This is a genomic window from Rhodoferax sp. (genome assembly GCF_028688795.1).
Classification (GTDB): Bacteria; Pseudomonadota; Gammaproteobacteria; order Burkholderiales; family Burkholderiaceae_C; genus Rhodoferax.
In genome coordinates this window covers 1-13071 of record NZ_JAQTXM010000039.1, presented here as the reverse complement: position 1 = coordinate 13071, position 13071 = coordinate 1, and the positions used below count along the sequence as shown (strand labels likewise).

10 protein-coding genes are annotated in these 13071 nt (G+C 56.5%); all 10 read left to right on the top strand.

The features are described from left to right. Positions 1-48 precede the first annotated feature (48 nt). Complete coding sequence (locus PHQ58_RS20595; protein ID WP_300115078.1) at positions 49-1623, top strand: XrtA system polysaccharide chain length determinant; 1575 nt, start codon at positions 49-51, stop codon at positions 1621-1623. Positions 1624-1630: 7 nt separating this feature from the next. Continuing rightward, a complete protein-coding gene (locus PHQ58_RS20590; protein WP_300115075.1) occupies positions 1631-2563 on the top strand; it encodes an XrtA-associated tyrosine autokinase in 933 nt (310 codons plus the stop codon). Then, positions 2544-4046 carry a TIGR03016 family PEP-CTERM system-associated outer membrane protein gene (locus PHQ58_RS20585; RefSeq protein ID WP_300115074.1) on the top strand — a complete coding sequence of 501 codons (1503 nt, stop codon included), beginning with the start codon at positions 2544-2546 and terminating at the stop codon, positions 4044-4046. The genes PHQ58_RS20590 and PHQ58_RS20585 overlap by 20 nt, the downstream gene beginning before the upstream one ends. Positions 4047-4049: 3 nt before the next feature. Next, a complete protein-coding gene (locus PHQ58_RS20580) occupies positions 4050-5135 on the top strand; it encodes an XrtA/PEP-CTERM system-associated ATPase (protein WP_300115072.1) in 1086 nt (361 codons plus the stop codon). Then, positions 5132-6019 carry an XrtA system polysaccharide deacetylase gene (locus tag PHQ58_RS20575; RefSeq protein WP_300115070.1) on the top strand — a complete coding sequence of 296 codons (888 nt, stop codon included), beginning with the start codon at positions 5132-5134 and terminating at the stop codon, positions 6017-6019. Before PHQ58_RS20580 ends, PHQ58_RS20575 begins: the two co-directional genes overlap by 4 nt. 7 nt (positions 6020-6026) lie before the next feature. Further along, positions 6027-7064, top strand: coding sequence for a FemAB family XrtA/PEP-CTERM system-associated protein (locus tag PHQ58_RS20570; RefSeq protein ID WP_300115067.1), 1038 nt, complete (start codon positions 6027-6029; stop codon positions 7062-7064). 8 nt (positions 7065-7072) lie between these two features. Then, complete coding sequence (locus PHQ58_RS20565; RefSeq protein WP_300115064.1) at positions 7073-8287, top strand: TIGR03087 family PEP-CTERM/XrtA system glycosyltransferase; 1215 nt, start codon at positions 7073-7075, stop codon at positions 8285-8287. Positions 8288-8340: 53 nt separating this feature from the next. Beyond that, positions 8341-9918, top strand: coding sequence for an exosortase A (gene xrtA / locus PHQ58_RS20560; RefSeq protein ID WP_300115061.1), 1578 nt, complete (start codon positions 8341-8343; stop codon positions 9916-9918). A gap of 29 nt (positions 9919-9947) precedes the next feature. Further along, the gene (locus PHQ58_RS20555; protein WP_300115059.1) at positions 9948-11849 is read left to right on the top strand and encodes an XrtA/PEP-CTERM system amidotransferase; all 1902 of its coding nucleotides are present in this window, start codon (positions 9948-9950) and stop codon (positions 11847-11849) included. A gap of 136 nt (positions 11850-11985) precedes the next feature. After that, a partial coding sequence (wecB, locus tag PHQ58_RS20550) for a non-hydrolyzing UDP-N-acetylglucosamine 2-epimerase (protein WP_300115056.1) occupies positions 11986-13071 on the top strand: 1086 nt, incomplete at its 3' end.

The following is a 13071-nucleotide window of genomic DNA, read 5'->3' as shown; positions in this document are numbered from 1 at the left end:
GGTACAAGCACTGCAGCGTTTTAACTTCGATCACAAAGACGCTAACTGATGGATGAGCTAATTAGCCAAATCTCCACCGCTGCCCGAGGCATGTGGAAACATCGCTGGCTGGGCATGCTGGTCGCATGGGTTGTCACCCTCATCGGGAGTGTCGTGGTGCTCTCGGTGCCTGACAAATACGAGGCCAGTGCACGTATTTTTGTCGACACCCAGTCCATTTTGAAGCCGCTCATGTCTGGCCTGGCGGTGCAGCCCAATGTGGAGCAGCAAGTGGCCATGCTAAGTCGCACGCTCATCAGCCGGCCCAATGTGGAAAAGCTTATTCGCATGGCTGACCTAGACCTGGGCAGTAAATCAAAAGCGGCGCAAGAGGCGCTGATTGATGAGCTGACGGGTTCATTGAAAATCCAGAATTTGGGACGCGACAACATTTATTTGTTGTCCTACCGCGACACCAGTCCTGACAAGGCCAAAAAAGTCGTTCAGGCATTGGTGTCCATCTTTGTCGAGTCCAGCCAGGGTGGTACACGCAAAGACACTGATGCTGCTAAGCAATTTATAGACGACCAGATCAAAGTCTATGTTGCCAAGCTGGAAGAGGCTGAGGCACGTTTGAAAGCGTTCAAGGTTCGAAACATCGAGTTGCAAAACCCAGAGGGCAAAGACATGGCTGGTCAGCTGGGTGAAGTTAGCTCCCAGCTCAGCCAGGCCCGACTTGAATTGCGTGAAGCCGAAAATGCGCGTGATGCCGCCAAACGGCAGCTTGAGGCAGAAAAGTCACGAAACGCCGACATTACCTCGCGCAGTTTGCTGCAAGAGTCAGCCATGTCTGTTGCAACCCCTGAAATTGACAGCCGTATAGCGTCGCAAAAGAGCAACCTTGATGCCCTGTTGCAGCGTTTCACCGAACAGCACCCTGATGTGGTCACTGCCCGGCGTCTGATCAAAGACCTTGAGGAGCTCAAGAAGAAAGAGGTGCAAGAGCTGCGCAAGACGGCCATGGCCAATCCTGCGGCGGCGTCCGCCAACAGCCTGGCTTACCAGGAGCTCAACCGCATGCTCGCCACCTCTGAGGTGCAGGTAGCTGCTTTGCGCGCAAGGGTAGGGGAGTACGAGGCACGCTATGGCCGTGCCCGTGAGATGATGAAAACTGCGCCGCAGATTGAGGCTGAGTTTTCACAGTTAAACCGTGATTACGAAATCAACAGAAAAAATTACAACGACCTGGTGGCAAGGCGTCAGTCCGCCACCATGTCGGGTGAGTTGGAAACGGCTACTGGGGTGGCTGACTTTCGCTTGATTGACCCACCTCGGGCCGCGCCTAAGCCGGTGGCGCCCAACCGGATGTTGTTGTTGCCCCTGGCGCTGTTGGCTGGTCTGGGTGCCGGATTGGGAATCACCTTTGTTATGAGCCAGTTGCGGGCAGTTTTTTACGACGCCCGTGCCATGGGTCACGCCTTGGGCTTGCCGCTGCTTGGCGTAGTCACTTTGGTGATGGACGATGGCGTGTTACAGCGTCGCAAGACTGAATTGAAATGGTTTTTGGGGGCTGCCGCAGGTCTGGTGGCGGTCTTTTTGGCGGGAATGCTGGCCTTGTTCCTGATGGCTGGTCGAGCAGGATGAAACAATTATGAGTAGCTTGATCGAGCAGGCAGCCAATCGGCTGGAGCAGCTTCGCCAGGCGGGTGCCGACGTGCCCGTTTTAGTGCCGGTACCCACACCTGCAACAATACCCGAGCCCATTCTGGACGAGGCCAATGAGGCTGTGCTTTACACGCCCAATGAGCAGTTCGGCCAGACTTCGCGTCAGATCACGATTGACATGGATGCACTGGTTGCGTCGGGCATTGTCAGTCCCAATGCGCCGCGCTCCCAAATTGCCGATCAATACCGGGTTGTCAAGCGTCCGCTGATCAAAAACGCCATGGGCAAAGGAGCCTCGCTCATCAAGCATGGCAACCTGATTATGGTGACCAGCGCTTTGCCTGGCGAGGGTAAGAGCTTTACAGCGCTCAATCTGGCCATGAGCATTGCCACTGAGCTCGACAACACGGTGATGTTGGTCGATGCCGACGTGGCTCGCCCCTCTGTTATGCGCATGCTTGGCTTGCCTAATGGCCCGGGTTTGCTTGACTTGGTGTTGGATGAATCTGCTGATTTGTCGAGCGTGCTGCTCAAGACCAACATTGACAAGCTGACGATCTTGCCCAGCGGCTCGCCGCACCCGCGTGCCACGGAGTTGTTGGCCAGTGATGCCATGATTCGCTTGCTGGAAGACATTGCCACGCGCTACTCTGACCGTATCATTGTGTTTGACTCCCCGCCGCTGCTGCCCACCACTGAGGCACGTGTGCTGGCGACCCACATGGGCCAAATTGTGGTGGTGGTGCATGCTGGCAAAACGCTGCAGTCAGAGGTCAGGCAAGCCTTGGCAACGATTGAATCTTGCCCTGTCAAGTTGCTATTGCTCAACAAGGCCAACACGCTGTTCAAGGGAGGCTACGGATATGGTTATGGCTACGGTAGCGGCTACGGCTATGGTCATGAGCAAGCACAAGCCTGACCTTGTCGCACTGACAAGCTTGTTGCTTGTGGCGTCAACTGCTGCCTGGGGCCAGGTCACCGTGACGCCGCGGGTGACGGTATCTGAGACCATTACAGACAACGTGCGTCTGGCTAGCAGCAACCCGCAGTCTGAGCAAATCACTGAAATCACGCCTGGTATTCGCATCAACATTGACGGTGGCCGACTCAAAACCTATTTTGACCTTGGGGTTAGCCAACTCATCTACGCTCAAAACACGTCTAAAGACCGCACCCAAATTCAAAACGCGCTCAATACCTTTGGTACTTTTGAAGCGATTGACAACTGGGCGTTTGTTGATTTCAACGGCAGTATTTCCCGGCAATCAGTGTCGGCCTTTGGCACACAGTCCGTCGCCAACACCTCGGTGAATGACAACCAGGCTGAGGTCTCCAATTACCGGATATCACCCTACCTGCGCGGGCGCCTGGGCTACATGGCCGACTACGAGGCACGCTACAGCCGCAGCACCACGCGAAGCGACTCGGCTCTGGTATCCGATGTGGACACGGCTGACACGTCTGTGAAATTAAGCGGCAACAGTGCTTTTAGAAGCCTGGGCTGGACAGGTGATGCCAGTCGGCAAACAATTGAATACAGTGCGGGCCGTACCACTGAGGCTGATCGCGTTAACCTGGGCCTGACTTACTCCCTCTCGCCGCAACTGAACGTCTTTGCCAGTGGCGGGCGTGAAAGCAATAACTTTGTCGCCCTCGACAAGGAAAGCTCTGGCACCCATAGCTTTGGCCTGAATTGGGCGCCCTCTGAAGCCACCAAGCTGACTGCATCGCGCAGCAAGCGTCCCTTTGGCGATGCTCATAACGTGACTTTTGAGCACCGCAGCGCACGCACAGTGTGGCGTTTTACCGACTCAAAGGATGTCGTGACCTCGCCAAGTCAAACAGGTTTTGCCAGTTTTGGCTCCATTTACGACTTGTTGTTCAGTCAATTCGCCTCCACCGAACCCAATCCTGTGGCCCGCGCCGCTCTTGTCAATGCCTACTTGCAAGCCTACGGCCTTAACCCGTCGGCCACCGTGGTGAGTAACTTTTTGTCGTCCGCAGTGTCTTTGCAGCGTCGTCAAGACCTGTCGTTTTCGCTGCTTGGCCTGCGTGACACGCTCACCTTCATTGCCACCCGCACCGACAGCAGCCGTCTCGACACGGTGTCAAACGCTGTTGATGATTTGGCCAACGCGTCACGCGTGCGCCAGCAGGGGTTTAATGTTAATTACGCGCACCGCTTGACACCTGATTATTCGCTCGGGGTGTTGTGGTCGCAACAAAAAACCTCTGCTGATAACAACACACAAGACACCCGCCTGCGCTCGCTCAACATGAATTTGTCCGGCAAGGTTGGCAAGCGCAGCTCAGCGGTGCTGGGCTTGCGCCGGGTCGTGTCTGATGGGCTTGTGCCCTATACCGAAAATGCGATCACTGGCAACCTGAATGTGCAGTTCTGATTCATGTACGAGACTTATTACGGGCTAAACAGCAAGCCTTTTCAGCTCAATCCTGACCCCAGTTTTTACTTCAGCAGCAAGCAGCACCGCCGCGCCAAGGCTTATCTTGAATATGGCGTGCAGCGCAACGAAGGCTTCATCGTCATTACAGGTGAAGTTGGCGCTGGCAAAACCACGATTCTGCGCGGCTTGATCAACAGCCTGGATCCCAACAAGGTGGTCGCTGCAAATTTGGTGACGACGCAGTTGGGCGCTGAAGACACCCTGCGCATGGTGGGTGCCGCATTTGGGGTGCGTGTTAAAGATGCCTCAAAATCAGATGTGCTGATGTCCCTTGAGGCCTTTTTGGTTACTCAGACCAGTTTGGGCAAGCGTTGCTTGCTGATCGTTGACGAGGCCCAAAACCTGTCCATGCGCGCGGTTGAGGAACTGCGTATGTTGTCCAATTTTCAGTTTGGTCAACAGGCGCTGTTGCAGACTTTTCTGGTGGGACAGCCCGAGTTTCGAGCGATTTTGCAGAGCCCCGACATGCAGCAATTGCGCCAGCGTGTCACCGCCACTTGCCACATTGGGCCACTTGATCTGACCGAAACCCGTGGTTACATCGAGCACCGCCTGAAATGTGCCGGCTCCACCGGTCGTCCAACCTTTGACGCCGCAGCCTCTGAGCTGGTGTTCAAGGCTTCAGGCGGTATTCCTCGGCGCATCAACCTGATTTGCGACCGGCTGTTGTTGTTGGGTTTCCTGAGCGAAAAAGATGTGTTTGGCTTTGCTGAAGCCAACGAGGTGGTCACCGAGCTGCAGGACGAGTCGGCACCGCCTGTCCAATCTGGCCCGCCCACAAAAAGCGACTGGAACGACTCTGGCATGCAAGACTTGACTGGTCTGTCCGAACTTGACATTGATCTGGATAAATTGCATTTATCGCCGCCCGTTGGCGATGCCATCTCAAACCAGATCAGTGGTTTGGCGGCTGAGCAGTACGACCACCGCCTGCGGCGTATCGAGCGCAGCATGTTGCGTCTGGAGCGTGTCAACGTCGAGGTGCTGTCAATGCTGCAAAAGCTTGTGAAAGCTGTCGCCAAATGAACCTTCCACAAATACCAGCCTTGCCCATTGCCAACGCCTTGACGATCGATGTGGAAGACTATTTCCAAGTCTCGGCGTTTGCGCCGCACATTGCCCGTTCCGAGTGGAATACACGCGAATGCAGGGTTGAGCGCAATATCCATTGCGTGCTGCAAATGCTGGCGGATCACAACACCAAGGCCACATTTTTTACCTTGGGCTGGATTGCTGAGCGCTACCCGCAACTGGTGCGAGACATTGTTGAACAGGGCCATGAGTTGGCCAGCCACGGCTACGGCCATGAGCGCGCAAGCGACCAGACTGAAGATGCTTTTTTTGCTGACGTACAGTTGGCCAAAATCATTCTTGAAGACCTGTCTGGTGCAGAGGTACGCGGTTACCGCGCCCCCAGTTTTTCCATTGGCAAACGCAATCTCTGGGCCTTTGACTGCTTGGCTCGTGCTGGCTACAGCTACAGCTCCAGCGTGTATCCCATCAAGCACGATCACTATGGCATGCCCGACTCGCCACGCTTTGCCTATGAAGTGCGCCCGGGCTTGATTGAAATCCCTATTACCACTCTGCGCGTGATGAAGCGCAACCTGCCATCCAGCGGCGGTGGCTACTTCCGGCTGTTGCCCTATGCGCTGTCACGCTGGATGCTGGGCCGGGTCAACAGCACCGACCGCGAGTCAGGCGTGTTTTATTTTCACCCCTGGGAGATCGACACCGAGCAGCCGCGAGTGGCGGGCATCAGCAGCAAGACCCGGTTTCGCCATTACGTCAACATTCACCGAATGGAAGGCCGCCTGAACCGCCTGCTTGGCGATTTCAAGTGGGGTCGAATGGACCATGTTTTTCTGGACAAACTGGCCCAGCCAGCCGCAACAATTGCGGTCGCCTGAGTCATTCATGCTGACCATCAAGCGCCTGTCACTGCAAGATTCGGCCACTGCCACGCGTTGGGACGCGTTTGTCTTGGCCTGTCCCGAGGCCACTTTTTTCCACCGCGCCGGCTGGCAGAAAATTGTCAGTGATGTCTTCCACCACGATAGCTATTTTTTGTACGCTGAGCAGGGTGGCCAAATTCAAGGCGTGTTACCGCTCGGTCATATCAACAGCTGGCTTTTTGGCAACTCACTCACCAGCTTGCCATTTGCGGTTTACGGTGGTGTGGCGGCGCTCACGCCAGAGGCTGCAGATGCTTTGGAGCTTGAAGCCCAGAAAATTGCTAAAAGTCTGGATGTGTCGCACCTTGAGCTGCGCAACATCAAGCCGCGCCACACCGACTGGCCGATGCAAGACCTGTATGTGACGTTTCGCAAAGAAATCCTGGCGGATGAAGACGCCAACATGCTGGCTATTCCGCGCAAGCAGCGCGCCATGGTGCGCAAAGGCATCAAGAGCGGCCTGGTCAGCGAAATTGACAGCACCGCTGACCGCTTTTTTGATGTGTTTGCCGACAATGTGCACCGCCACGGCACACCCGCCATGCCCAAGAAATACTTTCAGGCGCTGATGACCGTGTTTGGCGCAGACTGCGAAGTGCTCACCGTGGTCGCACCAGACGGCCAGGTGTTGAGCAGTGTGCTGAGTTTTTATTTCCGTGACGAAGTCTTGCCCTATTACGCTGGCGACTTCGAGGCCGCACGCGACCTTGCCGCCAACGACTTCAAATATTGGGAGCTGATGCGCCGCGCCTGCGCGCGTGGCCTCAAGGTGTTTGACTACGGGCGCAGCAAGCAGGGCACAGGCCCCTATGCCTTCAAGAAAAACTGGGGATTTGAGCCGACACCCCTGCATTACGAATACTGCCTCTACAAGCGTGACGCCATTCCGCAAAACAACCCCACCAACGCCAAGTACAAGCTGCTGATTGCCACCTGGCGTCGCATGCCCATCGGCCTGGCCAACTGGCTTGGCCCTTTCATTGTGCGCAACCTCGCCTGAATACTGCAATGGGTAATCTGCTTTACCTGGTGCACCGCTTGCCCTATCCGCCAAACAAGGGCGACAAGGTGCGTTCTTACCATTTGCTCAAACACCTGACGCAATCGCACCGTGTGTTTTTGGGCACGTTTGTTGACGACCCGGCGGACGAGGTTTATGTGGACACGGTGCGTGCCATTTGCCCCGACCTGCACGTGGCCCGCCTGAACCCGCGCATGGCCAAACTGCGCAGCTTGAGTAGCCTGCTGACAGGGCAGGCACTGAGTGAGCGCTACTACCAGGACGCAGCCCTGCAAGACTGGGTCAATGCAACATTAGCCAATGAGAAAATTGACGCCGTCGTGATTTTTTCATCTGTCATGGCCCAGTATGTGCCATTGCGATCAACGGCCAGCGAACCACCCATGTTGGTTGATTTCGTCGACGTAGATTCGGCTAAGTGGACGCAATACGCATCCCAGCACCGCTGGCCCATGTCATGGTTGTACCGGCGGGAGGGTGCCAGGCTATTGGCCTACGAGCGCGCGGTTGCTGCCAAGGCGCAGCGCTCGTTTTTTGTTACCGAAAACGAAACCGCCTTGTTTGCCAAACTGGCCCCGGAATGCACCAGCCAGGTCGAGACCATCTGCAACGGCGTTGATGCTGACTTTTTTTCGCCCGACCCGGAGCGTCCGTCGCCTTTTTTGGCGCCAGACTCTCATTCGGACCACATCCCGCTGGTTTTCACCGGCGCTATGGACTACTGGCCCAACATTGATGCCGTGACCTGGTTTGTCAGTGACATCCTGCCCCAATTGCGCAAAACCTGGCCACAGTTGTGCTTTTACATCGTGGGCCGCAGCCCACCCCCAGCGGTGTTGGACCTGGCCGGTACAGCTGTGGTGGTCACGGGAACCGTGCCTGATGTGCGCCCCTACCTGCAGCACGCGGCACTGGTAGTGGCGCCGCTGCGCGTGGCGCGCGGCATTCAAAACAAGATTCTTGAGGCCATGGCCATGGCCCGACCGGTGGTGGCCGCTACCTCATGTGTCGAAGCCATTGACGCGCGTTCCGGTGAAGAACTTTTGGCTGCCGCAGACGTCTCTGACTTTGTGCGTGAAATCAATGCCTTGCTCAAAGACCCGGCCCGCGCTGCAGCGGTGGGGCAGGCTGGCCGACACCGTGTGGTGGCAAGTTACAGTTGGGTGGCCCATTTGGGGCGCATCGACCGCTATTTGAAATGAAAATGTTTGTTGTGCTGTCATTGCGGACCCGATCCGCAATCTAGAGAATCTATATGAATCCCAATGCCGTGCCTCTGTCAGCCGGGTCAAGCGCAACGACCGCATCCGCATGGCGTCAAGCGTTGCCAGCGCTGCTGGTGCTACTGGTCTGGATTCTGTTTTTGTACCGCGACACCGGTATCGCCATGGTCACGATCTGGTACCGGTCCGAAACCTTTGCCCACGCCTTTCTGGTGCCTCCCATTTCATTGTGGCTGATCTGGCGACAGCGCCACCTCATCTCGGCACAAACACCGCAGCCCATGGTCAGCGCCCTTGTGTTTGCCGCTGGCGCTGCCTTTGCTTGGCTGCTGGGTGATCTGGTGGCTATCAATGCGGTGACACAGCTCACTCTGATCACATTGCTCGTACTCGCGGTGCCGGTTGTGCTGGGCTGGGCTGTCACGCGACTGATTTTTTTCCCGCTGGGTTTTTTGTTTTTTGCCGTGCCAATAGGCGAATTCGTCATGCCCCAGTTGATGGAATGGACGGCAGACTTCACCGTCATGGCGCTGCGCCTGAGCGGCATTCCGGTTTACCGTGAGGGCTTGCAGTTTGTCATTCCTTCAGGCCAGTGGTCAGTGGTTGAAGCCTGCAGTGGTGTGCGGTATTTGCTGGCCTCACTCACTGTGGGTACCTTGTTTGCCTATTTGAATTACCAGTCCAACCGCCGCCGCATGGTGTTTGTGCTTGTGTCCATTTTGGTTCCGGTGCTCGCCAACTGGATGCGCGCCTACCTCATCGTGATGCTGGGACACCTCTCGGGCAACAAGCTTGCCGCGGGTGTGGACCATTTGATCTATGGCTGGGTATTTTTTGGCGTGGTCATCATGCTCATGTTCATCATTGGCGCACGCTGGGCCGAGCCCGACAAGGTGCGCTTTCCGCAGGTTTTTGATGGGGCTGCACCCGCGCCAATGTTCAGTGCGGCGAAACTCTGGACTGTTGCTGGGGTTTTTGCTGTTTTGGCCGCTTTGCCGTCTGTCGCTAATTGGGCCATTGACCGCGCTGAAGGCGCCGTCACTGTGCAACTCAACGCACCAGTAGCTTTAGCTGCCAACTGGCAAGCCGTTACCCCAGCGGTGGCGGATTTCAAGCCTGCCTTTGACAATCCATCCGCTGAAATCAATACCAGTTACGCCAGTCAGGGGCAAGCTGTCGGGCTGTATCTGGGTTATTACCAGCACCAGGATTACAACCGCAAGCTCGTCAGCTCCAGCAACGTATTGGTGTCCAGCAAAGACCCCAAATGGGCACAAGTGTCGTTTGGTACGCGCCCGGTCAATATCATTGGACAGCCCATGGTGGTGCGCACGTCCGCCTTGCGTCAGAGTTCTCTGACCACCTCCGACAGTCAAAGTCGTCTGTTGGTTTGGCAAATTTACTGGATCAATGGCCGCCTCACCTCCAACGACTACTTAGCCAAGTTTTACAGTGCGTTCTACCGCCTGACCGGGCAAGGCGATGAGTCTGCGGTCATCGTGGTGTACACACCGCAGGAAGATCAGACCAGCAGCGCCCAGACGGTGCTTGAAACGTTTATGACTCAAAACTACGCTGCCATCAACACCCTCTTGTTGGCCGCGCGGTAAAACAAATAACTCCACGATCACCCAACACCATGTGCGGCATCACCGGCATTTTTGACACCTTCAGCAAAAGCATCATCGATCGTGCGGTCCTCCAGCGCATGAACGACTCCCAGCGCCACCGTGGCCCTGACGAAGGCAGTTTGCACATTGAGCCTGGCGTAGGTTTAGGCCATCGGCGGTTGTCCATCATCGACATTGCTACCGGCCAGCAGCCACTGTTCAATGAAGATGGCTCGGTGGTGGTGGTTTTTAACGGTGAAATCTACAACTACCAGCAACTTATCCCGGAGTTGCAGGCCCTTGGCCATGTGTTTCACACCAAGAGCGACACCGAGGTCATTGTTCATTCCTGGGAATCCTGGGGCGCAGAGTGCGTCAAGCGCTTTCGCGGCATGTTTGCCTTTGCCCTGTGGGACCGCAATCAGCAAACCTTTTTCATGGCGCGCGACCGTCTAGGTGTCAAACCTCTTTTTTATGCGCTGTTGCCAGATGGTCACCTGCTTTTTGGCTCCGAGCTTAAAGCCATCACCTCGCACCCCGGCTTTGTGCGCACCCTTGACCCACTGGCTGTCGAAGAGTATTTTGCGTTAGGCTATGTGGCAGATCCGCGCTGCATCTATGTAGGCGCGCACAAGCTGCCCTCAGCCCACACACTCACCATTCGCCATGGTGAGGTCTTGCCCGCACCCAAACCCTATTGGGATGTGCAGTTCACATTGGACAACCCCATTGGCGCAGAAGATGCTATCGACGAGTTGCGCGCCCGCCTAGATGAGTCAGTTCGCCTGCGCATGATTGCCGAAGTCCCCCTGGGCGCTTTTTTGTCGGGTGGTGTGGACTCCAGCGCCGTGGTGGCCACCATGGCCAGTCTCTCATCTACGCCAGTGCGCACCTGCGCCATCGGCTTTGACGACCCGGCCTTCAATGAGTCCGAGTTTGCCCAAAGCGTTGCCAGCCGCTACCACACCGATCACCATCTGGAAATCGTCAAAAGTGACGACTTTGACCTGATCGACACCCTGGCCCGACTCTATGACGAGCCCTATGCCGACAGTTCGGCCATCCCTACCTACCGGGTTTGCCAATTAGCCCGCAAACACGTCACCGTGGCCTTGTCGGGTGATGGGGGGGATGAAACCTTTGGCGGCTACCGCCGCTACCGCCTGCACATGATGGAGGAAAAGGCACGCAGCGCTTTGCCTTTGGCCGTACGCCGGCCGCTGTTTGGTGCGCTGGGGTATCTGTACCCCAAGGCCGACTGGGCGCCGCGCATGTTCCGCGCCAAAACCACCTTTCAGGCGCTGACCCTCAGTTCCGCGCAAGCCTATATGCACAGCATGTCGGTGCTGCGCGCCGATGAGCGCGAGCAGCTGTATTCACCCGCCTTCAAGCGAACCCTGGCGGGTTATCGCGCACAAGAGGTTTTTAACCACCATGCGGCTCAGGCCAACACCGACGACCCGCTGGCGCTGGTTCAATACCTGGACTACAAAACCTGGCTGGTGGGCGACATCAACACCAAGGTTGACCGCGCCAGCATGGCGCACTCCCTTGAAGTGCGTGAACCGCTGATGGACCACGAGCTCATCGAGTGGCTGGCCACCTTGCCCAGCAGCCTCAAAATCAAGGGCCAGGAGGGTAAATGGCTGTTCAAAAAAGCCTTTGAGCCCAGCCTGCCCAATGACGTGTTGTACCGAACCAAAATGGGCTTTTCAGTGCCACTGGCCAAATGGCTGAGAGGCCCACTGCGTGAGCGGCTGCAGCAGGCCGTGCTGGGTCCGCAGCTGGAGGCCACAGGCTATTTCAATCAAGACACACTGCAAACCATGGTGGCACAGCACCTGAGCGGTCAGCGCGACCATTCCGCGCCGCTCTGGACACTCCTGATGTTTGATGCATTTTTACGTCAAATGAGCTCGTATCCCAATTAGAATAAGCGTAACAAGCTATATAAATAGGAGCATCATGCAATCGCTTGGTAGGACTGGTGATCCAAATTACACATCCCGCATAATTGACTCTCACGCCCGTAAGATTGCCTGTTTTGATCTGTAAAGCTGTACCCGTATGCTCCAAATTCCCAAAATTCTCATCATCTTCGGTACCCGCCCAGAGGCCATCAAAATGGCACCGGTGGTTAAGGGTTTTCAGGCTGCAGCGCCGCAAATCCAGACCGTGGTGTGCGTCACTGCCCAGCACCGTGAAATGCTTGACCAGGTGCTCAAACTCTTTGACATCACCCCCGAGCATGACCTCAACATCATGAAGCCCGGGCAAGACCTGTTTGACATCACCGCCAACATCCTGGCTGGTCTCAAGGGCGTGCTGGCAGAAGAAAAACCAGACCTGGTGCTGGTCCATGGCGACACCACCACCACGCTGGCCGCCAGCCTGGCTGCGTATTACAGCGGTGTGCCGGTCGGTCATGTTGAAGCAGGCCTGCGCACCGGCCACAAGCGCGCCCCTTTTCCCGAGGAAATCAACCGCAAGCTCACCGGCGCCATTGCCGACCTGCACTTTGCCCCCACCGAGGCCGCGCGCGCCAACCTGCTGCGTGAAGGCGTAGACCCCACCACCATTTTTGTCACCGGCAACACAGTCATTGACGCGTTGCTGGCCACCACTGCACGCCTGCAAGCGCAACCCGAACTCAGCACAGGTTTTGACAAACAATTCAGCTTTCTGGATGCCGCCAAAAAACTCATCCTGGTCACTGGCCACCGCCGTGAAAACTTTGGCGAAGGCTTTGAGAACATCTGCCACGCCCTGGCTGACATTGCCGAAGCTGCCCCAGATGTTGAAATTTTGTACCCCGTGCACCTCAACCCCAACGTGCGCAAACCCGTGGCCGACATTCTGGCCGCCAGAAAACTCGCCAACGTTCACCTGATCGACCCGGTGGACTACCTGCCCTTTGTCTACCTGATGAACCGTGCCCGCCTCATCATCACCGACAGCGGCGGTGTGCAAGAAGAGGCCCCCTCGCTGGGCAAACCGGTGCTGGTCATGCGCGACACCACCGAACGGCCAGAGGCGGTAGAGGCGGGCACTGTCCAGCTGGTGGGCACCTCACGCCAGGCCATCGTCAAAGAATGCTTGAACCTGTTGCAAAACCAGGCTGATTACCAGCGCATGTCGCAAGCCCACGAACGG